General features: G+C 73.2%; 16 protein-coding genes and 1 pseudogene. 8 read left to right on the plus strand and 9 right to left on the minus strand.

Annotated features, from left to right (window positions below):
* Positions 1 to 81 precede the first annotated feature (81 nt).
* A complete protein-coding gene (locus AB0B76_RS10030) occupies positions 82 to 1539 on the plus strand; it encodes an MFS transporter (protein WP_360372405.1) in 1458 nt (485 codons plus the stop codon).
* A 30-nt stretch (positions 1540 to 1569) separates the two neighbouring features.
* Here AB0B76_RS10030 and AB0B76_RS10035 read toward each other — a convergent pair whose 3' ends face one another.
* From AB0B76_RS10035 to AB0B76_RS10045, 3 genes are all read right to left on the minus strand, one after another.
* Positions 1570 to 2163, minus strand: coding sequence for a cadmium resistance transporter (locus AB0B76_RS10035; RefSeq protein ID WP_360372408.1), 594 nt, complete (start codon positions 2161 to 2163; stop codon positions 1570 to 1572).
* Between the two features lie 76 nt (positions 2164 to 2239).
* Positions 2240 to 2464, minus strand: coding sequence for a hypothetical protein (locus tag AB0B76_RS10040; RefSeq protein ID WP_360372411.1), 225 nt, complete (start codon positions 2462 to 2464; stop codon positions 2240 to 2242).
* Between the two features lie 81 nt (positions 2465 to 2545).
* Positions 2546 to 5107: a LuxR family transcriptional regulator gene (locus tag AB0B76_RS10045; RefSeq protein ID WP_360372414.1), complete on the minus strand. Its 2562-nt coding sequence runs from the start codon at positions 5105 to 5107 to the stop codon at positions 2546 to 2548.
* Between the two features lie 79 nt (positions 5108 to 5186).
* On the opposite strand from AB0B76_RS10045, the gene AB0B76_RS10050 reads away from it, so the two are divergent.
* On the plus strand, positions 5187 to 6560 hold the full coding sequence (locus tag AB0B76_RS10050) for an MFS transporter (RefSeq protein ID WP_360372417.1): 1374 nt from the start codon (positions 5187 to 5189) through the stop codon (positions 6558 to 6560).
* Between the two features lie 22 nt (positions 6561 to 6582).
* On the opposite strand, the gene AB0B76_RS10055 is transcribed toward AB0B76_RS10050, so the two are convergent.
* Both AB0B76_RS10055 and AB0B76_RS10060 read right to left on the minus strand, forming a co-directional pair.
* Positions 6583 to 6729 (minus strand): antitoxin, encoded by a 147-nt coding sequence (locus tag AB0B76_RS10055; RefSeq protein ID WP_360372420.1) that lies wholly within the window; start codon positions 6727 to 6729, stop codon positions 6583 to 6585.
* 32 nt (positions 6730 to 6761) lie between these two features.
* Positions 6762 to 7385, minus strand: coding sequence for a TetR/AcrR family transcriptional regulator (locus tag AB0B76_RS10060; RefSeq protein WP_360372423.1), 624 nt, complete (start codon positions 7383 to 7385; stop codon positions 6762 to 6764).
* Between the two features lie 76 nt (positions 7386 to 7461).
* Between AB0B76_RS10060 and AB0B76_RS10065 the strand changes: the two genes are divergently transcribed.
* A complete protein-coding gene (locus tag AB0B76_RS10065) occupies positions 7462 to 8559 on the plus strand; it encodes an FAD-dependent oxidoreductase (RefSeq protein ID WP_360372426.1) in 1098 nt (365 codons plus the stop codon).
* A gap of 140 nt (positions 8560 to 8699) precedes the next feature.
* On the opposite strand, the gene AB0B76_RS10070 is transcribed toward AB0B76_RS10065, so the two are convergent.
* The 3 genes from AB0B76_RS10070 to AB0B76_RS10080 all read right to left on the minus strand — a co-directional run bounded on the left by AB0B76_RS10070 (position 8700) and on the right by AB0B76_RS10080 (position 10493).
* Positions 8700 to 9143 carry a hypothetical protein gene (locus AB0B76_RS10070; protein WP_360372429.1) on the minus strand — a complete coding sequence of 148 codons (444 nt, stop codon included), beginning with the start codon at positions 9141 to 9143 and terminating at the stop codon, positions 8700 to 8702.
* A complete protein-coding gene (locus AB0B76_RS10075; protein ID WP_360372432.1) occupies positions 9143 to 9541 on the minus strand; it encodes a hypothetical protein in 399 nt (132 codons plus the stop codon). Before AB0B76_RS10075 ends, AB0B76_RS10070 begins: the two co-directional genes overlap by 1 nt.
* A gap of 514 nt (positions 9542 to 10055) precedes the next feature.
* Positions 10056 to 10493, minus strand: a complete 438-nt coding sequence (locus AB0B76_RS10080) for a hypothetical protein (protein ID WP_360372435.1) — start codon at positions 10491 to 10493, stop codon at positions 10056 to 10058.
* A 209-nt stretch (positions 10494 to 10702) separates the two neighbouring features.
* Between AB0B76_RS10080 and AB0B76_RS10085 the strand changes: the two genes are divergently transcribed.
* On the plus strand, positions 10703 to 11389 hold the full coding sequence (locus AB0B76_RS10085; protein WP_360372438.1) for a hypothetical protein: 687 nt from the start codon (positions 10703 to 10705) through the stop codon (positions 11387 to 11389).
* An 18-nt stretch (positions 11390 to 11407) separates the two neighbouring features.
* Here the strand turns inward: AB0B76_RS10085 and AB0B76_RS10090 are convergent, their stop codons facing one another.
* On the minus strand, positions 11408 to 12214 hold the full coding sequence (locus AB0B76_RS10090; RefSeq protein WP_360372441.1) for an IS5 family transposase: 807 nt from the start codon (positions 12212 to 12214) through the stop codon (positions 11408 to 11410).
* 246 nt (positions 12215 to 12460) lie between these two features.
* Here AB0B76_RS10090 and AB0B76_RS10095 point away from each other — a divergent pair.
* From AB0B76_RS10095 to AB0B76_RS10110, 4 genes and pseudogenes are all read left to right on the plus strand, one after another.
* A pseudogene (locus AB0B76_RS10095) lies at positions 12461 to 12874 on the plus strand (transposase); the annotation flags it as partial.
* 243 nt (positions 12875 to 13117) lie between these two features.
* A complete protein-coding gene (locus AB0B76_RS10100; RefSeq protein ID WP_360372444.1) occupies positions 13118 to 14773 on the plus strand; it encodes a hypothetical protein in 1656 nt (551 codons plus the stop codon).
* A 26-nt stretch (positions 14774 to 14799) separates the two neighbouring features.
* Positions 14800 to 16422, plus strand: a complete 1623-nt coding sequence (locus tag AB0B76_RS10105; protein ID WP_360372447.1) for a hypothetical protein — start codon at positions 14800 to 14802, stop codon at positions 16420 to 16422.
* 12 nt (positions 16423 to 16434) lie between these two features.
* The gene (locus tag AB0B76_RS10110; RefSeq protein WP_360372450.1) at positions 16435 to 21060 is read left to right on the plus strand and encodes a DUF6603 domain-containing protein; all 4626 of its coding nucleotides are present in this window, start codon (positions 16435 to 16437) and stop codon (positions 21058 to 21060) included.
* Positions 21061 to 21077 lie beyond the last annotated feature (17 nt).

Below are 21077 nucleotides of genomic sequence, written 5' to 3' on the forward strand. Positions count from 1 at the left end.
CCATCGGGTGTAACCGACATCGCGACGGTTATTTTCGACATGGTGTTGAGAATTCTCGGCTACGCGTCTACGTTCGGGTACGTGACCTTCAAAACGCGCCTGGCACTGCCCGTCGCCTGCTACGTGGTGCTGCTCGTGTCGGCGCTGCAGACCCTGGTCGTCCCGGTCGTCGCCGACATCCGCGCCGACCTGGGCGTCTCGACCAGCGCGGCCAGCTGGGTGGTGACCGCCAACCTGCTCGCCGCCGCGGTGTTCACGCCGATGCTCGGCCGGCTCGGCGACCTGTACGGCCGCCGCCCGGTGATGCTCGGGGTGCTGGTCGTGGTACTGCTGGGCTCGGTCCTTGCCGCCGCCACCTCCAGCCTTCCGCTGCTGCTGGTCGGCCGGGTCGCCCAGGCCGCCAGCTTCGGCCTCTTCCCGCTGGCCATCGGCGTGCTCCGGGAGGAACTGCCCCCGCACCGCCTGACCGGCGCGATGGCCCTGGTCAGCGGCATGCTCTCGGTCGGCGCCGGCTTCGGCCTCGTGGTCACCGGCCTGCTGATGCGCAACGGCGGCAACTACCACGAGCTGTTCTGGCTGGCCACCGCCCTGACCGCGATCGGCCTGGCCGGCGTCTGGCGCCTGTCCCACCGCCCGGGCGCGGCGAGCGGCCGCCTCGACTGGACCGGCGCCGCCCTGCTCGGCCTCGGGCTGGTGCTGCTGATCCTGCCGCTGGAGGAGGGCAACGGCTGGGGCTGGGGCTCGGCCCGGGTACTGGGCTCCCTGACCGGCGCCGTCGTCGTGCTGGTCGTGTTCGTCCTGTTCGAGCGCCGGGCCACGCACCCGCTGGTGAGCCCGCGGATGCTCAGGTACCGCCCGATCGTCGTGGCCAACGCGGCCGGCCTGTTCCTCGGCTTCTCGATGTTCGCCGTCTTCCTGGCCGTCTCCGCACTGGTCCAGACCCCGCACGAGATCGCCGGCTACGGCTTCGGCGCCTCGGTACTGGCCGCCAGCCTGGTCTACCTCCTACCGGGCACGGCCGGCGGCGTGATCACCGCCCCGCTCGGCGGCCGGCTGGTCGCCCGGTTCGGGGCGAAGGCGACGCTGGTGATCGCCGCGGTCCTGGCCGGGTCCGGGTTCGCGATGCTCGCGGTCCTGCACTCGGCGACCTGGGAGGTCATCGTGGGGGCCGTGGTGGTCAACACGGCGGTCACCTTCGGGTACGCGGCCCTGCCGGCACTGCTCGTCGCCCACGTCGAGCCGGCCGAGACGGGGATCGCGAACAGCGTGAACTCGATTGCGCGCTCGGTCGGCATGTCACTGGGCACCGCCTTCGTGGTCACGATGATGACGCGCAACCCCATCCCGGGGCCGCTGCCGCTGCCGCGGGAGGGGCAGTTCGTGACGGTCTTCGTGGCCGGCGCGGTGCTGGCGGCGCTCGCGGCCGCGGTGGTCGGCCTGGCCCTGCCCCGGGCGCGGCCGGTCGAGCTGACGGTGCCCGAGGTGGAGGCCGACGACGTACTCGGCGCGGCCGGCCTGGACGTGCCCGTGCGCCGATAGTGCTGACCTCCGCCGGCGACCGCAGTACGGCTACAAACCGAAGGCCCCGCCTTCGACGAGGATGAGCAGGCCGATGCCGATCAGCACGATCGGCATCAGGACGTGCCCCCACCGGCTGAGCGCCTCGGCGATCACCGGGCGGGTGGCGAAGTACCGGCCAGCAGCGATCCAGACGGCCACCAGGACGAGAAAGACCACGACGTAGACGCTCATGCCGCCGGCTCCCGCAGTGGCGAACACAGGAACGTAGACGCCGATGTTGTCACCGCCGTTGGCGAACGTGACCGTGGCCACCACGAGCATCGTCGGGCCGCCCTGCTCGGCTCGGGTCTCCTCGTCGTCGCCGCGATGCCGCCACGCCCCGACGGCGGCCTTGATGCCCAGCCCGAGCGGGAGAAGTCCAAGGTAGGGGATGGCACCCTCGGGCAGGAACGTCGCTCCGAACGCGGCAGCCACCGCAGCGGCCAGAATGGCGGCAAAGCCGAGATACTGCCCGATGGCGATGTTCCCGGCGGCGCCCCGGTGTCCCGAGCCCTGAGCGAAGAACAACGCGAGGACGAGAACGTCGTCGATGTTCGTAACCGCGAACAGGCCGGCTGCCTGCCCGATGATGCCGACGTTCATGACGGCACCGCCACGTCCCGGCCGCGGAACGGCAACCGGCATCGGCATTCTGTAATCAACCCAGAGCCGTCCGGGCTCAGTCCTCGAGCTCGGCGAACACGGCCTCCGGCGCGCGCGAGCCCGTGTCGCGGCGCACATCCATCCGCGCGACGGCCGCCGTGAAGCTCGAGCACGACGCCAGCAGGGCGTTGCGGCGCGAGGCGCGGTCGCCGATGCGGGCGCGCACCAGCTCCATCGCGAGCGTGAGCCCGGCCCCGATCACGGTGCCCGACAGCGCGACGATCGCCGATCCCACGTCCATGGCGGGAGACGCTACAGGGGCAGCGTGGCCAGGTCGGTGCGGGCGGGTGGAGCGGAGCTCCCCCACCGCGAGCGCAGCGAGCTAGAGCGGCAGCGCGGCCAGGTCGGTGCGGGCGGTCACGCCGAGCTTCGGGTACGCCTTGTACAGGTGGTACGCCACGGTCTTCGGGCTCAGGAAGAGCTGCCCCGCGATGTCGCGGTTCGACAGGCCCTGCGCGGCCAGCCGGGCGATCTGCAACTCCTGCGGGGTCAGCCGCGCCGCCGCCGGCTCCGGGCTCGCCGGGGACGACGGCAGGCCCGTGGCCGCCAGCTCCGACCGGGCGCGCGCCGACCAGGGGCGGGCGGCCAGGCGGTCGAAGGTCTCCAGGGCCTGCTGCAGGACGCGGCGGGCGTCGGCCTTGCGGCGGGCGCGGCGCAGCCACTCGCCGTACAGCAGCTCGGTGCGGGCGCGTTCGAAGGCGGAGACCGGCAGCTTCAGCGACAGCAGGTACTCGTGCTCGTCCCCGGACAGCAGGGCGCGGCACCGCAGCAGCACGGCCTGGGCCCACGGCTGGGCGGTGCGGTCGGCGAGCGCGGCCAGGCGGGGCAGGTACGGCTGCACAATGGACGGTGTGCCGGCGCGGACGGCGGCCTCGACCAGGTCGGGGATCGAGCGGTACGCCACCACGTGGTGGGCGTAGGGGTCGGACTGCAGCGGCAGCAGGCGCGGTACCGCCGCCTCCGGACGGCCCTGGGCGAGGTCGGCGAGCGCGAGCGCCCACTGGGCCCACGTGTGGCCGGCCGGCGGGCAGCCCGGGGAGGCGGCGGCCAGGGCGTCGGCGACCGCGGCGCGGCACGGGTCCTCGTCGCCGGCCAGGGCCGCGAGCAGGGCGCGGACCGCCGACAGCTGGCTGATCCACAGCGGCTGGCCGCCGTCGCGGGCCAGGGCCAGGCCCTCGGCGGCGGAGACGGCGGCGTCGCGGTGGCGGCCCGCGAACAGCTCGGCCTCGGCCTGGAAGAACAGCAGCGTCGGCAGCAGGCCGGCCAGCCCCTCGGCGCGGCAGCGGCCGGCGAGGGCGGCGGCGAGCTCGTGGGCCTCGGCGTCCTGGCCGGCCACGAAGGCGAACCCGCACAGCTCGACCAGGTCGCGCGGCGAGACGGCCGGGTCGAGCGCGGTGCGGCGGTCGGCGACCTCGGCCAGGGGGCGGGGGCGGCCGCGCACGGCGGCGACGACGTACCGCGCGACCGGGTCGGCGTCGAGCCGGGCGAGCCGGTCGAGGCACTCGCCCAGCGCGGGCTCGCCGAGGTACCAGGCCGGATGCACCGCGTGGCGGTACGCGCCGCCGTAGGAGATCAGGTCGTACGCCGCCTGGAAGTTGCCCTGCCAGAACCAAGCCTGGCCCTCGACGAAGCCGACCCGGGCCAGGAACGCGGGGTCGGTGTCGAGGCCGCCGGCCCGCTCGGCGAGCGCGACCGCGGTGCCGAGGGCGCCCGCGTGCAGGCCGTTCTCGGCGGCCAGCAGCAGCCGCCGGGCCTGCGCGGTGGGGGTCGTGCTGAGGTCGGCGGCGCGCTCGTAGGCGGCGGCGGCCGCGCCGTAGCCGCCGCGGGCCCGGGCCGTGTCCGCGCTGTCCTCCAGCGCGGCCGCGACCTCGTCGTCGGGGCCGGTCGCGGCGGCGGCGCGGTGCCAGGCGCGGCGGTCGGCCGACTCGGGGCCGGTGAGCGCGCCGGCGAGGGCCGTGTGGGCCGCGACCCGCTCGGCCAGGGAGGCGCCGTGGTAGGCCGCGGCGCGGATCAGGGGGTGGCGGAAGCGGACGCGGCCGCCGGTGACCTCGATCAGCCGCGCCTCCTCGGCCGGGCGCAGGTCCGCCGCCGTGGTGGTCCGCAGCACCGCCGCGAGGTCGCCGGAGTCCTCGGCCGCGGCCGCGAGCAGGGCGGCGCGGGTGGCCGGGGGCAGGGCGGCGATCTGGGCGTGGAACGCCTCCCGCAGCCGCTCGGGCAGGGCGCCGGCGTGCGGGGCCGCGGTGCGGGGCAGCTCGAGCAGCGCCAGCGGGTTGCCTTCGGCCTCCGTCAGAAGCCGGTGTCGTACCGCCGGATCCAGCCCCGGTTCGAGGAGCCGCTCGGCGTCGGCCGGCCCGAGGCCCTCCAGGGGCAGCTCCGGCAGGCCGGACGGCTCCATGGCCCCGGGGCGCGCGGCGAAGACCAGCGCCACGCCCTCGGCGCCGAGGCGGCGGGCCGCGAAGAGCAGCGCGTCGGCCGAGACGGAGTCCAGCCACTGGGCGTCGTCGACCAGGCACAGCAGCGGGCCGTCGAACGAGGACAGCAGCGACAGCACCCCGAAGCCGACGAGCAGCCGGTCGGCGGCGTGGGCCGGGCCGAGGCCGAAGGCGCCGGCGAGCGCGTCGCGCTGCGGGGCGGGCAGCCCGTCCAGGCGGTCCAGGACGGGGCGCAGGAGCTGGCTCAAGCCGGCGAAGGGCAGGTCGGCCTCGAACTCGGCGCCGGCGGCCCGCAGTACCGTCGCCGCGGGAAGCTCCGCGGCCCAGTCCAGCAGCGCCGTCTTGCCGATGCCCGGGCCGCCGCGCAGCACCAGGGCGCCGCCGGCCCCGTCGCGGGCCGCCTCGGCGAGGGCGCGCAGCCGCGCCTGCTCCTGGGACCGCCCGATCAGCACGCATCCGACCCTACCGCTGGTACGGGGTACCTAAGCGATCCCGATTCCGCCACGCGTGCCAATCCCTAGCGTCGGGGCCATGACCACGACAGTTATCGCACCGGCGGCCGGGCGCACCGGCGCCAAGGTGCTGCCCGCCCTGCTCACCGTGACGTTCCTGACCGCGCTGGACTTCTTCATCGTCAACGTGGCGATGCCGGCGATCCAGCTCGACCTGCGGGCCGGGCCCGCCGCCCTGCAGTGGATGGTGGCCGGGTTCGGCCTGGCCCTCGCGGCCGGGCTCATCACCGGCGGCCGCCTCGGTGACCTGTACGGCCGCCGCCGCGTCCTGACCGCCGGGCTCATCGTGTTCACCGCGGCGTCGGTGCTGTGCGGGGTCGCGCCGGTGGCCGGGGCCCTGGTCGCCGGGCGGGTGCTGCAGGGCGCGGGGGCGGCGCTGCTCATGCCGCAGACCCTGGCGATCCTGCGCACCGCGGTCCCGGCGCCCGAGCAGCCGCGGGCGTTCGCGCGCTACGCCCTGACTCTCGGCCTCGGCGCCGTGTTCGGCCAGGTGGTCGGCGGCCTGCTCATCAAGGCGGACCTGTTCGGCCTGGACTGGCGGGCCTGCTTCCTGATCAACCTGCCGGTCGGGATCGCGGCGCTGGTGATGCTGCGCTCGGTGCCGGAGTCGCGCGGGAGCGGCACCCGGCTCGACCTGGCCGGGGCGGCGCTGGTGACGGCGGCGCTGGTGGCGCTGGTCCTGCCGCTCATCCAAGGGCGGGAGCACGGCTGGCCGGTGTGGACGTGGATGAGCCTCGGGCTGGCGGCCGTGCTGTTCGCGGCCTTCGTCCGGTTGCAGCGGTACCGTCAGCAGCCGCTCGTCGACCTGCGCATCTTCCGCGGCCGCTCGTTCGGGGCCGGGCTCGTCGCGGTGCAGGCGTTCTGGATGGGGCAGGCCTCGTTCTTCCTGGTGCTGGCGCTGTACCTGCAGACCGGCCGCGGCCTGTCGGCCCTCGAGTCCGGCGCGGTGTTCATGGCGGTCGGCGCCGGGTACCTACTCACGTCGATGCGGGCGCACCGGATCGCGGCGCGGCTGGGGCGCGCGTCGGTGGCGCTGGGTGCGGTGGTGATGGCGGCCGGGCTGGGCGCGATGGCGCTCGCGGCCGGGGCCGGGCTCGGCTGGCTGCTGCCGGGGCTGGCGCTGGAGGGGCTCGGGATGGGGCTCGCCCTCGCGCCGCTGACGACGTTTGCGCTGTCGGCCGTACCGGCGGAACACACCGGCGCGGCGTCGGGCGTGCTCAGCACCGTCAACCAGACCGGCAACGCGCTCGGTGTGGCGCTCATCGGGATCGTCTTCTACCGCGCCGCCACGATCACCGAGGGCTTCCGGGCGAGCATGGTGGCGCTGGTGGTCCTCGAGCTCGCGCTGGCGCTGCTGGCCAACCTGCTGCCGCGGGCCTCGGCGTCGTCTTAGCGGCCGAGGCCCCGGCGCGGGGTCAGGGCTGCCGGTTGGTGTCGCCTTCGCCCGTGTGCTCCTGGGCGAAGTCGACGCCCTTGTCGATGTGGCCGCCGTACTCGTTGCCGGTCTTGTCGAGGGCCTGGTCGACCTTCTCGTCGTGCTGGTTCTCCGGCCGATCCGACACTGGGTCCGTGATCGCCTCCCATCCTGGGAGGGTCACACGTTCGGGGGCTCCAGGTGTCGCACATCGGGTGCGATCCATGGACGCAGTGCTACCTCGGTGGCCGTTTCGACCGCCTTCTGTACCGTCTCCGGATCGCGCGGCCCCTCGCCGAGCAGCGCCTGCAGCGCGCCGGCCACGGCCCCGACGAAGGCGCCGACGAGGGCGGCCGCGGTGACGCCGTCCAGCTCCGCCGGGAACGCGGCGGCCAGCCGCTGAGCGATCTCCCGCTGCACGTCGAACTGGGTCTGCATGGCCTTGCCGCGCACCGACGGGATCTCGGCGACGAACCGCAGGCGCAGCGCCGCGAGCCGGCCGGACAGGTCGTCGCCGTCCTCGCCGACGAGCGACAGGGCGCGCAGCAGCACCTGCGGGGGCGTGTCGTGCGGCCCGCGCCCGTCGATCGCGTCGACCGCGGCCCGCACCCGGGCGTCGGTCTCGGGGAAGAGCAGGTCCTCCTTGCTCGCGAAGTAGCCGAAGAAGGTCCGCGTGCCCACCTCGGCCGCGGCCGCGATGTCGGCGATCGTCGTCTGCTCGTAGCCGTTGCGCTCGAACAGGTCGGTGGCCGCGTCCACCAGGGCCTGCCGGGTCCGTGCTCGCTTCAGCTCCCGCAACGACATGCCGTCCAGCATATCGCATCGAATGTTAGTTGGCACTCATTGCAAACTTGCACTGAGTGCGGATATCGTCGAGGGCATGACGCCTTCGGTTCTCATCTCCGGCGCCGGCGTGGCCGGCTCCACCGCCGCCTACTGGCTCGCCCGCAACGGCTTCCGGGTCACCGTCGTGGAGCGCTCGCGGGGCCAGCGCTCCAGCGGCAACCCGGTCGACGTGCGCGGCCCGGCCCTGCCCGTCGTCCGCGACATGGGCGTGCTGCCCGCCCTGCGCGAGCGCGCCACCCACCCCGACGGCATGCGCGTTCTCGACGCCTGCGGCCGGACCATCGCCCGCCTGCCGATGCAGACCGAGGAGGGGGCCCTGGAGATCCCGCGCGCCGACCTCGCCACGACCCTCTTCGAGGCCGCCCGCGCCCGCGCCGAGTTCCGTTTCGACGACTCGGTCACCGCCCTGCACACCGACGCCGCCGGCGTGGACGTCACCTTCGACCGCGGCGCGCCCGAGCGCTTCGACCTGGTCATCGGGGCCGACGGCCTGCACTCGGCGGTGCGCCGCATCGCCTTCGGGGACGAGACCGAGCTCGTGCGCCACCTCGGCGTGTGGGTCGCGACCCTGCCCCTGGGCGAGCCGGTCGACGACCAGCGGCACACCCTGCTGTACAACGAGCCGGGCCGCCTGGCCTCGATCCACCCGTCCCGCGGCGACGCCCTGGCCGCGTTCATCTTCCGCGGCCCGGCCCGCCCCGGCCTCGACCACCGCGACGCCGACGAGCACCGCCGGATCGTCACCGAGGCCTACGCGGGCGCCGGCTGGCGGGTGCCGGAGCTGCTCGCGAAGCTGCCGGGCGCCGACCTGTACTTCGACAGCGTCAGTCAGGTACACCTGCCAAAATGGACGCAGGGGCGCGTCACGCTGGTCGGGGACGCCGCGTCCTGCGTCTCGCTCTTCGGCGACGGCTCGAGCCTCGCCCTGGCCGGCGCCCACACCCTGGCCTCCGCCCTCGCCACGTCCGGCGGCGACCTCGCCCTGGGCCTGCGCCGCTACGAGGCCGAGCACCGCGTGCGCACCGACGCCAAGGTCCGCGGGGCCGGACGGGCCGCGGCCCTGGTGGTCCCGAAGACGCGCCTCGGCCTGGCCGCGCGCAACATCGGCGCGCGAGCGATGGCCCTGTGCTGAAGGCTGAGTCTCCGGCTCGCTGCGCTCGCGGTGGGGAGCTCCGCTCCACCAACGCCCCCTCAAGTTCCGCGCCGGCGCGCACGGGCTACGACCCGGCGCGCCGGCGGACGCGTCCCGTTACGAGGACGCCGCGCATCGATCTAGCCCAGGCCGGCCGCATCCGGGCCCTCGCCCCAGATGTTCATGGCCGTCCAGCGCGTCAGGCCGTACACGAGCGTCCAGCCGACGGGCGTCAGATAGGTCGCCACGATGACGAACGCGGCAAGCGTGCCCGCTCGGATCCGGTCGCGCAGGCCCGGTTCTCCCTCGTCCTTCAGCGCACGACGGCCGAACCACGCGAGGAGGGCCCCGAACAGCGGGGCCAGCCAGGCAACCACCATGGCGGTTGCGGTGAGCCACATGAACGGACTGGCCGTCGTGCCGCGCACCGACACGCCCTCGGGCAGCGGCGCGTACACCATGTCGGACACACTGTTGCTGTTCCCGCCGTGCGGCCCGCCCAGGAGCCCGGCCAGGAAGAAGAAGACCGCGAGTCCGAAGGCCCACACCAGAGCCAGCTGGGCCCGCCACAACGCGTTCGTCATCAGTCCAGCACCCAGTTCAGCAGCTGCCGCCCCGGCGGCGACAGCGTAAAGGCCACGAAGACCACGGTGAGCCCGCCGGCGGCGAACAGCCAGCGTCGCAGCGCAGCGGGCATCTCCCGGCGCCGCCGAGCGAGTGCGGTGAACGACATGAGCAGCAGCAGTACCGCGACCATCGGACCGATGATGGTGCTGATCGCGCCTGGAACCAGCAGGATCAGCATCGGGCCGCTGAAGACGTCACTCGGGGCCCGGCATCCGCCCGCGCAGTGACTGGTGCCGTGCACGGTGAATGTCAGCAGGTAGGGTACGGCCGCGCCGGCCAGGTACAACCCGACCAGCGACAGCTGCGAGAGCACGAGCAGCCGGGCCGCGGCGAAACGGGGCTCCGACATCGACATGGCGGAATTGTACGGCCGTCGGGCGCAAGAGTGGGGGCCGGCGGGCTCCGTGATCGCCGTGCGGGGGCTCGTTTGGCCGATGTCGACCGCATCGCAGGGGCCGACCAGCTGCAGTTGACCCTGCCGGAGTGGTTCAGCGCCCGGCCGCCGGCGCCAGATCCATGCCCGAACTCGGTTCGTGACCGTGCCGGTCGCGGGGCCGCTCGCCAACCCCGACGGTGCGCAACTACGGCAACGAGTCGCGTCCATAAACGTCCGCGGACCCGGATCAAATTATTGCTCTTCCTCCTGAAGAAATTTGAAGCTCGTCGCTTTTCGCATTTTCGGCCGGCATCCGTCGCGCGTCCGGCGGCCGAGCCCCCCGGCCCGGCGCGGGCGACTGCCCTCACCACGACCCCGGCCAGGACATTGCGGACCAAGCCCGGCAGGTAACCGCACGCCCCCGAGTGCGTCCATCATCACCGCTCAATGATGCGATCTCAACAATGGTATGCCGTGTCGCCGCAGGCCCGATTCACGCACACTTCTTTGGTGCGCTCACCCCAATGGGTCGGGTGCCGGGCTGGTGTAGCCAAAGCGCCGTGATCACGGTGGGCAGGGCTAGAAACATACCGATCAGATGGGCCGCCCACGCCCACGGAGGAAGGCCGGCCGCGTCGACCATCTGTGCCCGGTCGGCGAGCAGCACGCCGCCACATGGGATGAACAGCAACCCCATCGCAACCGCGCCCACCCACAGTAGGGCCCTCGAACGACGGATGGCGGCCGCCGTCAAGACGATCGTCACTGCAGCCGGCACTCCCAACCACACGCTCGCCTGGCCCCAGTCGACACCCTGCGGGCCGGAGCTGATGCTCCGTAAGTCAGCGTCCACCAGGGTCCAGCTCCAGCCGGCCGCGATGTTGGCCAGGCTGAGAAACGCACCCGCGACCATGAACCACACGGCTCGCATCGCGAAAGCATAATCACCTCCGGTCGCATGCGCGCGGTGCGCCGAACACGGTCGGCCAGCGGACGGTTCACCGCCCGGCTCCAGCCCATCAGGAACACAGATAGGCACCATCGCCGCACCGTTCCACGCTTGAGCATCGATGCCTACGTCGCTGAGCGCGTGTTTGAGAAGTGAGTGCGGGTCTCCGTCGATGCCGTACGGTGATCGCCATGACGCGGACCGAGGTCCTCCGCGACCTGCTGAGCTACGGTCGGGACTACGACACGCCGCGGCTGGAGGAGCTTGCAGCCGAGCTCGGCCTGCCTGTGGCCGACGTGCTCGTGGTTGCGGGCCATCCGGTGCCAGGGCGCCTGCTGCCGCCGGACCGCGACAGGGAGGTCATGGAGGCGTTCACGTACTGCGTTACGTATTGCAACCACCCGCAGTTGGCTTCCCTGCGCGAGTTCCTGCTTGCTCTGCCGGATGAGGGCGCGACGCCCGAGCCTCGGCTGGCCCGCGATCCGGCGGACCCGGACCCGTTCCCGGCCATCCTGCACGGACTCATGCGTAACCGCGGCTTCGGGGTGTATGAGTTCCCGTTCGTGGGGCTGTCGATAAGCACCATCGCGGGCATGCTGCGCGGGAAGTGGCACAAGCTGGGGCAACTGCAGCAGGTGGCCGGGCCGCTGGGCTGGAGCGTGGAGGATCTCGCCACCCTCGCAGGCGAGCCGCTGCAGCCCCTCGAGCACCGTCCCATGTTCTGTCACCACGTCGGCGCGGTGTTCCTGGCCGCCGTCCCCCGCACGACCGAGCAGTTGGTGCGCGCCGCCCGTGAGGCGGACCGGCTGAGCGCACGCGTGGACCACGGCATCTTCCATCCGGTCTCCCAAGGCATCTATGACTGCCCGGACGCCTGATGTGTTCGCGCAGAGGGTTCATTGGTCATCGGGCCAGCGCCAGCGTGGCTGGCGGGTACCGGGCTGGCCTCGGGTGATGCGGGTGGTCATGGTGTTGATCGCAGCCCAGCGGATGATGGCTTCGGAGGTGGCGGGGTCGCGTTCGTAGTCGCGGGCAAGGCGGCGATGGGCGGTGAGCCAGGCCATGGTCCGTTCCACGCACCAGCGGCGTGGGATGACCGCGAAGCCTTGCTGGCCTTCAGGTTTGCGCACGACATGCAGGATGGTACGCACGATGGCGGCGGCCCAGTCGACGAGCCTGCCGGCGAAGCCAGCGTCGGCGAAGACGAACCGGATCGGCGCGGCCAGGTACATGCTCAGCAGGGTGGTCTTTGCCCCGTCACGGTCCTGGACACTCGCGGCGAGCACGACCACGACGATGAGCAGGCCCAACGTGTCGGTGACGATGAACCGTTTTCGGTCGTTGATCTTCTTGCCGGCGTCGTAGCCGCGGCTGCCACGCCCGGCCGTGCCGGCGCCCTTGACGCTCTGAGAGTCGATGATCCCAGCGCTGGGCTGGGGGCTTCGGCCCTGCTGGACTCGCAGTTGCTCGCGCAGCGCGGTGAGCATCGTGTCGGTGACCTTGTCGCGTTCCCACTGCTTGAAGTACCAGTACACCGTCTGCCACGGTGGGAAGTCGGCTGGCAGGTACCGCCAGGCGCAGCCGGTGCGGACCACGTACAGGATGCCGTCCACAATGGACCTACGTGGATGTTTCTCCGGCCGGCCGCCCACCTTCGGCGCTGGGAGCAGCGGCTCGACCAGGTCCAACTGCTCGTCGGTCAAGTCGGAGGGGTAGCGCCGCTGCCGGGACATCCGGCCACCCTGGCGGCATCGACGCCGATGGTCTCGTAGGCGCGCCGACCGAGGCCCGATAACTTCTCAAACACGCTCTGAGCTTGATCTTTAACCTGCAGCCGTGGGTTGCGGGCCCCGGTGGATCACGGGAACAGCCCTTGGTCGATCGTTCTCTTGTCGAGGGAAAATGATCATCAGCCAAGGGCTGTCGTGAAGATTGTGCATGACGCGGACGTGGCCGCCGCGTTCGGGGAGTTGTCACGGTTCCGGTCGGCGTTGTACGGATGCCTGACCGCGCGGTCGGATGCGTTGTTCGAGTTGTGTGACGCGCTGTTGTGCGCCGAGGGTCCGGTGAAGGCGTTGGTGGATCTGACGCTGGCTGCGGAGCATCGGCGTGGTCACGGCGCGATGTATGACGGGCTGAATCAGGGCCGTATCGACGTCGAACGGCTGCGCACCACGCTGGCCGGGCTCGCGCTGCCCCGGGCGCAGGACGGGCGGCTGATGCTCGCGGTCGATGTCAGCCCGTGGCTGCGGCCGGACGCGGCGACCAGCCCGGACCGGTTGTTCTGCCACGTCTACGGTCGTGGCCGCAACGCCGACCAGTACATCCCGGGCTGGCCCTACTCGTTCGTCGCCGCTCTCAAAGCGCCCTGATTCAGAAACGGACGTTTCGCCGGTCCCTGCCGGCCGAGTGACCGTAATAGCCGCGTCCTGTGTGGATGATCGGATTGCGGTGGACGCATGATCGCCATCGGCTGGACGGTCCTAAGTTCAGTTGAGTTTGTGACTGTCCCACTTGCGGGGGTCTCGCATCTGTATGTCGTAAGGCTAACCTTCAGTCGCTGGTTGGTGACTGAAGTGATTCACTCGTGCACCCGAGGTGATCCAGTGGCGTCTGAGGAAATGCGCAATCTGCGGGATCAGGTGTCCGGCGAACTGCTCGGGCGCCGCGGCATCACCGGGGTCGGCATCGGGGCCAAGGTGGTCGACGGGCGGCCGATCGGGCAGGTCGCCGTCACCGTGTTCGTCGAGGAGAAGCTGCCCCGGGCCGCACTGGCGCCCGGTGAGATGGTCCCGCCGGACGTCGGCGGGGTGCCCACCGACGTGCTGGTGCTGCGCGGCGCCCAGCCGGTGGCCGAACCGATCGGCACCAAGTATCCCGGCGACGACTTCTACGCGGACAACGAGCGGCACCGGCCGATCACCGGGGGCGTAGCCATCCGCGGCGACATCGTGCAGGGGCAGGTGGGCACGCTCGGCTGCCTGCTGCACAAGGTCGGAGACCCCACCCAGGTCTACGGGCTGACCTGTCACCACGTCCTGGCCCGCGGCGAGGCGCAGTACAACGGCCTGTTGGTCTACCAGATCTCGGTGGTGAACCCGCCGGTCGCCGGCAAGACGATCTGCGGGCAGAACGACCTCGCGACACACTCGACCTGTTGCCCCGGAATCTTCGGGCGTTACGCCGGCGGTGCGCAGAACGCCGACTGGGACGCGGCGGTCATCCGGCTTGACGGTGGCACCGACTACCGCTTCGACATGCGCCGGGCGAGCGTGCCGGCCACCGGGGACCTCGGCGGCGACGACGTGGCGGTGGCCGGCATCGCGCCGGACCCGACCGATCAGCAGCTCGGCGCGCACACCTACCTCGTGCGCAAGCGTGGCATGCGGACCGGTCTGACCGGTGGGTACGTCATCGCCGCCCACACCGACCTGCTGTACCCCGCACCTCCGCCGGGCGAGACCGAGAAGCGGGTGTGGGCCCACGACGTGCTGGTCGTCGCGCCGCACCCCAATCCACAGGTGCCGGCCGGCGAGAACAACCACTACCTGCTGGAGGGGGACTCCGGTTCGGTGTCGATGGACACCGCCAACCGGGTGCTCGGCCTCAACTTCGCCCGCGCGCAGGCCGGACTGTTCAGGCCGCCGCTTCCGGCGCCGCCGCCGAGCACCTACTTCGGCGTGCTCTTCCCCATCAACCCGCTCCTGGCGAAGTTCGCCGCCGCCGGGCTCAACCTGACAGTCGGCAGCGCGACCCAGCCCGGGCAGACCCACACGGTGCCGGGGCGTCCGACGGTCACCAGCCTGGTCGACGACGAGTCGGTGACGGTCGCGGTGCCGGAGCCGGTGGCGGCGCTGACCGCGATGGGTGCGCCGCCGCCGGGCGTCGACCGGCTCGGAGCGGACCTGCAGGCCACGCATGGCGGACGCGAGCTGCTGGACTTCTGGCGCACGCACTCGGCCGAGCTGCGCCGGCTGATCAACCGCGACCGGCGGGTCGCCGCGGCCTGGCACCGCAGCGGCGGCTCGGCCGTCTACCAGGTGCTGCTGCGCGGCGCGCAGAACGGCACGCTGCGGATCCCGGCGACGGTCAATGGGCAGCCGCTGCGGCGCTGCCTCGACGGCCTGCACGGGCCGTTGCGTGAGGCGGCCGGGGAGCCGCTGCGGGCGGCCCTGGACCGGCTGCACCGCCGCCTGCCGGATCTGGCCGGCCTGACCTACCCCGAACTGCTGACCGCATTGTCCCGTCCGACCACCAACTGAGCGCAGGCCGGAAAGGGGCGCGACCGATGGACACCGACGAGGAGCTGTACGCCGCCGCGGCCCGCGCGGCCGAGGCGCTGCGGCGCATCCCCGGCGTGACCGGGGTGGGGGTGGGGCCGAAGCGGGTCGGCGGCGTCGCCCAGCCCGTCAACGCGATCCAGGTGTTCGTCGAGCGCAAGCGCCCGCTGTCCGAGCTCAGCCCGGACGAGGTCATTCCGGCCACGGTGGAGGGCTACCCGACGAACGTGGCCACCCTCGGCCGGATCAGCTACTCGGCGCTGCCCGTGGCGCCGCCGAACGAACCGACCGGCAAACGCCGCCCGCCGCCCGAGCTCGACATGGAGATGAAGGAGCCGGTGCTGATCGGCGGCGGGCCGATCTCCGGGCGGGTCGACGACACGGCACGCGGCACGCTCGGCCTGCTGGTGGAGGACGCCGCCACCCCGCCCGCGGTGTACGCGCTGACGTGCTACCACGTGCTCAGCGCGCTCAACAGGGATCAGAGCCTGGCCCAGGCGCCGGTGCCCAACCAGACCATCGTCGGGCAGGTCGACCCGAGCGGGTCCTGCTGCTGCTCGCACTGCTGCGACGACAGTTTCGGCACGTTCGTGCAGGGTGAGTGGCTGGTCAACAGCTATCGGGACCTCGCGCTGGTCCGGTTGCGTCGCGGCACGAAGTACATCGGCAGCATCAAAGAGCTCGGCGAGGTGGCCGGGATCGCGCCCAATCCCACGGATGCCGAGTTGCGGGCCGACAGCTACCTGGTCCGCAAGTACGGTTACTCCACCGGCAGGACCGGAGGCCGGGTGGTGGCCGCGCTCGTCAACGATGCGGCCGGAGGGGTCGCGCAGTTCATCGTCGTGCCGCACGCGTCCGAGGGCACGGCCCTGTCGGAGGTGTATTTCGGCGTCCCCGGCGACTCCGGGGCCGCGGTAGTCACCCCGGGCAGGCGCGTGATGGGCCTGGTGACCAGCGGTACCGTCGCCGACGCCGGCGAGTACTTCCCGAACGAGTCGGGCCCGGTGCACGTGACGTTCGTGGCCCCGCTCAATGCGGTCCTGTTCCGCCTGAGCCACGACCTGAACCCGAAGTTCGATGTCAAGCCGGTGCAGGCCACCGGGCCGGACGACGTCCGGACCGTGCAGTCGGCGACGGTCGCGCTGCTGGACGGCGAGGAGGTCGCGGTGCGGATGCCCAGCGCCGGGTCGGTCGTGCGCGCCGCCGCGCCGCCGCCACGGGCCCACGAGATCGGCGACCGGGTCCGGGCCGACCTGGCCGGCAGCCCGCTCGGCCGCGAGCTGCTGCAGCTGTGGCAACGCCACGGCGCCGAGATCGTCGACCTGGTCAACCACGACCGGCAGGTGCTCGCGACCTGGCACCGCAGCGGCGCCTCCGCCGTCTATCAGCAGCTGAGCCGGCTGCCGGCCGACGCCGACCTGACCGCGGCGCGGCTGCCCGGCACGGTCAACGGCGCGCCGCTGGCCGAGTGCGTCGCCCGGCTGCACGCGGTGCTGGCCCGCCGCGGCGGTGCCGAGCTGCGCGGCGCGCTCGATCGCATCGACGGGCGCCTGCCCGACCTGGCCGGCCGCACCTACCCGCAGCTGCTCGCCGCGCTCGCCGCCGCGCGGGACCCCGGCGCGAGAGTCTGAGGAGTGTCCACGGTGGACAAAGCGGGAACTGTCGAGCGGCTCGGGCTGGAACTGGCCCGGGCGATCGGGGCAATGGGCCGCCGGATGACCGGCGAGCGGCTGCTGGACCTGCTGGCCGAGCTGGGCACGGTGTTCCCGCCCCAGCTGGTGGCCGACGCCCGGGTGCGCGCCGCGCAGCAGACCGTGGCCGCGGTGACCGATGCCCTGGAGCCGGCGACCGCCGCGCTGCAGGGTGCGATCACCGCCGGCGACGACGCCGCGATCGCGGTGCAGGGCGCGGCGTTGCTCGCCCGCTGCGGCCAGATCGGCCAGGCGTACCAGGAACTGGGCGGCGCGATCGGGACAGTCGGGCCGACCCTGCCCGGGGTGCCGGCCGCGCAGGTCGCCGACCTGGTGGCGAACCTGCCGCGCAAGCTGCTCGACCTGGCCGTCCTGCAGGTCGTCGATCCCACCCATCGGCTCACCGGACTGGCCGGGCTGTTCGGGCTGGCCGAGGTGACCCGCGTCGACGCTGATCCGGCCAACCCGGCCGGTGTCGACCACCAGCGCATCGCGTTGCGGCTGGACCGGCTCCCGGCGTTCCTGGTCGACCCGGTCGGGCTGCTGCGCCAGCGGTACGGCTGGGGCGGTCCCGCGCTCGACGGCGGCGCGCTGCTGGGGGCGCTGCGCGACCTGCTCGAGTCGGCCCGGCTGCCGGGGCTGCTGGAGCCGGCGGCCGGCGGGCAGCCCGCCCGGCTGGAGGCGTGGGCGCTCGACGTGACCGTCGACGCCGGCGGGCTCGCGCTCAGCGTGGTCATGCCGGTCGGCGCCGAGACGACCACGACGCTGGACATCGCGCCGCCGACCTGGGTCGCCCAGGTCACCGCGGCCGGTCTGCTCCCGGCCGGCACGACGGGTCGGCTCAGTCCGCCGCTGCGGCTGGAGCTGCAGCCACCCGACGGGCCGGCCACCCTGCGCGGTGAGCTGCTGCTGCAGGTCACGCCGCCGGAACCGGTGGTGCTGCTGGGTGTCGCCGGCGGCAGCCGGTTGGAGATCGGCGGCGTGGACCTGCGCGCCGGGCTGACGCTGGCGTTCGCCGACGGGAAGGTGACCGGAACGCCGAGCATCGAGGGCGAGGTGACCGGCGGCCGGCTGGTGATCGACGCCGGGTCGGCCGACGGGTTCATCAAGACACTGCTCGGCGGAGCCCGCCTCGAGGCGCAGTTCGCCGCCGGCTTCACCTTCGACCCGGAGCACGGCTTGCGCTTCCACGGCGGGGCCGGGCTGCAGATCCAGATCCCGGTGCATCTCGCGCTCGGCCCGCTCGACGTGCACGCCCTGCAGATCGTCGTGACGCCCGACGCCGGCGGCGTCTCCCTGGAGCTGTCGGCCAACCTCGCCGCCGCCCTCGGACCGCTCAAGGCTGCCGTCGAACGCGTCGGTGTCACGGTCGGCCTGCGGTTCCCGCCGGACGGCGGCAACCTCGGGCCGGCCGACCTGACCTTCGCGTTCAAGCCGCCCAACGGCGTCGGCCTGGCCCTGGACGCCGGGCTGGTCAGCGGCGGCGGCTACCTCTACGCCGACCCGGTGCGCGGCGAGTACGCCGGCGCGCTGGAGCTGGAATTCGCCGGGTTCCTCCAACTCAAGGCGATCGGCCTGATCAGCACCCGGATGCCCGACGGATCGTCCGGGTTCTCGCTGCTGATCATCATCAGCGTCGATTTCGGCACCGGCATCCAGCTCGGCTTCGGCTTCACACTGCTGGCCGTCGGCGGCCTGGTCGGGCTGAACCGCCGGATGAACCTGCCGGCCCTGGCCGAGGGCGTGCGCAGCGGCGCCATCGAGTCGGTGATGTTCCCGGCCGACGTCGTCGCCAACGCCCCGCGGATCATCAGCGACCTGCGCGCGTTCTTCCCACCCGACGAGGGGACCTTCCTGATCGGACCGATGGCCAAGATCGGCTGGGGGACCCCGACGCTGATCTCGGTCTCCCTCGGGCTGATCATCGAGATCCCCGGCAACATCGCGATCGTCGGCGTCCTGCGCTGCCTGCTGCCCACCAAGGAACTGGCCCTGCTGGCTCTGCAGGTCAACTTCATCGGCGCGATCGAGTTCGACAAGCAACGGCTGTGGTTCTACGCCGAGCTGTTCGACTCACGAGTGCTGTTCATGACCATCGAGGGCGGCATGGGGCTGCTCATCGGCTGGGGCGACGACGCCGAGCTGGTGCTCACCGTCGGCGGCTTCCACCCCGCGTTCCGCCCGCCGCCGCTGCCGTTCCCGGTGCCCCGCCGGCTGGCCGTCGACATCCTCAACCGGCCCGGCGCCCGGATCCGCGTCTCCGGCTACTTCGCCGTCACCAGCAACACCGTGCAGTTCGGCGCGGCCGCCGAGATGGTGCTCGGCTTCGACGACTTCGGCATCGAGGGGCACCTGTCCTTCGACGCGCTGTTCCAGTTCTCGCCGTTCGCGTTCGTCATCTCGGTCGCCGCCGGCGTCTCGCTGAAGGCCTTCGGCGTCGGCCTGTTCGGCATCGACCTGCGGTTCGTGCTGGAAGGGCCGGCGCCGTGGCGGGCGCACGGGCGCGGCTCGATCTCGCTGCTGTTCTTCGAGATCTCCGCCGACTTCGACATCAGCTGGGGCGAGGAGCACAACACCACACTGCCGCCGGTCGACGTGCTGCCGCTGCTGGCCGACGAACTGGGCAAGACCGAGGGCTGGGAGACCCGGTTGCCTTCCGGCGGTACCCGATCGATGGTGAACCTGCGCCCGCTGGCCGACTCCGACGACCTGGTGCTGCACCCGCTCGGCAGCCTGTTCGTGCGGCAACGGGCGATCCCGTTCGGCGTGCGACTGGACCGGGTCGGGCAGCGCCGACCGCATGACGGCGTGCGCTTCTCGGCCGGGCCCGCGCCGGACAGCGGCCTGGTCCGGGCCTCCGTGACCGGCGACCGGTTCGCGATGGCCCAGTTCCAGGACTTGGACGACGCCGCCAAGCTCTCCCGACCCGCCTACGAGCAGCAGGACGCCGGACTGGAACTGGTCGCCGCGCAGGGCGCGATCGCCTCGGCCCGGGCGCTGCGCCGCAGTGCCCGCTACGAGCTCATCGTCGTGGACAGCCGGGCCCGCACGCAGGCCGCGGGCGCCCGGAGCATGGCCGCCGCGGCGACCGCGGACGCGCCCGCCCCGGCCCCCACGCGCCGGCTCTACCGGGTGAGCCCGGCGGTGTTCACCCAGCTCCTCGCGGGCAGCAGCACCAGCCGCTCGCCGCTGTCGCAGCGCGAGGCCGGCCTGCGCCAGCCCAACGCCGCCGCCGACACCTTGCAGCTGACCGGCCAGCGCTACGTGATCGCCCAGCGGCGCAACAACGTGCAGGCGTTCCCGCCGGCCGGGGTGTCGAGCACCACGGCCAGCTTCCGCAGTGTCGCCGCGGCCACTGACACGCTCGCGGAGTGGGTCGCCGCCGCCCCGCCGCTGGCCGGCACGCTGCACGTCATCCCCGAGGCCGAGATGGTCGGAGCCCCGGCCACCGCGGGCACCTGGACCGGCGCCGGCCCGCTGCCAACGCCCACCGCGTTCGACGCCGCGACCGACGCGGCCGAGCTGCTGCCGGGCGGCGCGGTACTCGTCGCCGGCGGCAGCGACCCGGCCGGCGACCCGGTCGCCGACACCGCCGTGTTCGACCCGGTCAGTACCACCTGGACCGCCGGGAGCGCGTTGGGGACGGCCCGCCGCGGGCACACGCTGACCCGGCTCGCCGACGGGCGCGTGCTGGCCGCCGGTGGGCTCGGCGCCGCCGGGGTGCCGCTCGCCGCGGCCGAGGTCTACACCCCGCTCACCGGCGCCTGGAGCGCGGTCTCCGACCTGGGCACCGCCCGGTCCGGGCACACCGCCACCCCGCTGCCCGACGGGCGGGTCCTCCTCGCCGGCGGCACCGGCGCCCGCGCGCAGGGCGGCGCCGCGCTGGCCGGGGCCGAGATCTTCGACCCGATTGCCGGCAAGTTCGTCGCGGCCGCGCCGATGACCGATGCCCGCACCCGGCACTGCGCGGTGGCCCTGCCCGGCGGCTCGATCCTGGTGATCGGCGGGGCGCTGGCCACCGGCGGTCGCGACGCCGCGCTGGCCTACTGCGAGGTGTACGACCCCGCCGCCCGCACCTGGACGCCGACCGGCAGCCTCACGGCGCCGCGCGCCGGGCATCAGGCGACACCGCTGCCCGACGGCCGGGTCCTGGTCACCGGCGGCGACCCGCCGACGGCCCGCTTGGCCGGGCGCTACCGGTCCGGCAGCCTCGACGGCGCCGAGGTCTACGACCCCACGACCGGGCAGTGGACGCAGCTGGAAGCCCTGCCCGGCGGCCGGAGCCGACACCGCGCCGTGGCGCTGCCCGGCGGCCGGGTGCTGGTCCTCGGTGGCACCGGCGGCCCCGGCCGGCGGGCCGGCTACCGCAGCGCCGCCACCTACGACCCGCGTCCCGGGCCGGGCGCCGGCGCCTGGACGGGCACAGGTGCTCTGGCCGAGGGCCGGGCCGACTTCGCCGCACTGCTGCTCGCCGACGGCCGGATCCTCGTCGTCGGCGGCCGCACCGCCGCCGGCCCGGCCGCTGCGGAGCCCGGCCTTGACAGCTTGACCGCGACGACCGAGATCTACACGCCCTGACCACGAGCACGCCGAGA

This window comes from Dactylosporangium sp. NPDC049140, from assembly GCF_040648435.1.

Excerpts from the sequence above, each read along its gene's own strand:
- AB0B76_RS10050 (WP_360372417.1), top strand. The coding sequence starts at position 5,187 with ATGACCACGACAGTTATCGCACCGGCGGCCGGGCGCACCGGCGCCAAG.
- AB0B76_RS10040 (WP_360372411.1), bottom strand. The coding sequence starts at position 2,464 with ATGGACGTGGGATCGGCGATCGTCGCGCTGTCGGGCACCGTGATCGGG.
- AB0B76_RS10075 (WP_360372432.1), bottom strand. The coding sequence starts at position 9,541 with ATGTCGATGTCGGAGCCCCGTTTCGCCGCGGCCCGGCTGCTCGTGCTC.
- AB0B76_RS10070 (WP_360372429.1), bottom strand. The coding sequence starts at position 9,143 with ATGACGAACGCGTTGTGGCGGGCCCAGCTGGCTCTGGTGTGGGCCTTC.
- AB0B76_RS10035 (WP_360372408.1), bottom strand. The coding sequence starts at position 2,163 with ATGAACGTCGGCATCATCGGGCAGGCAGCCGGCCTGTTCGCGGTTACG.
- AB0B76_RS10065 (WP_360372426.1), top strand. The coding sequence starts at position 7,462 with ATGACGCCTTCGGTTCTCATCTCCGGCGCCGGCGTGGCCGGCTCCACC.
- AB0B76_RS10105 (WP_360372447.1), top strand. The coding sequence starts at position 14,800 with ATGGACACCGACGAGGAGCTGTACGCCGCCGCGGCCCGCGCGGCCGAG.
- AB0B76_RS10085 (WP_360372438.1), top strand. The coding sequence starts at position 10,703 with ATGACGCGGACCGAGGTCCTCCGCGACCTGCTGAGCTACGGTCGGGAC.
- AB0B76_RS10060 (WP_360372423.1), bottom strand. The coding sequence starts at position 7,385 with ATGTCGTTGCGGGAGCTGAAGCGAGCACGGACCCGGCAGGCCCTGGTG.
- AB0B76_RS10080 (WP_360372435.1), bottom strand. The coding sequence starts at position 10,493 with ATGCGAGCCGTGTGGTTCATGGTCGCGGGTGCGTTTCTCAGCCTGGCC.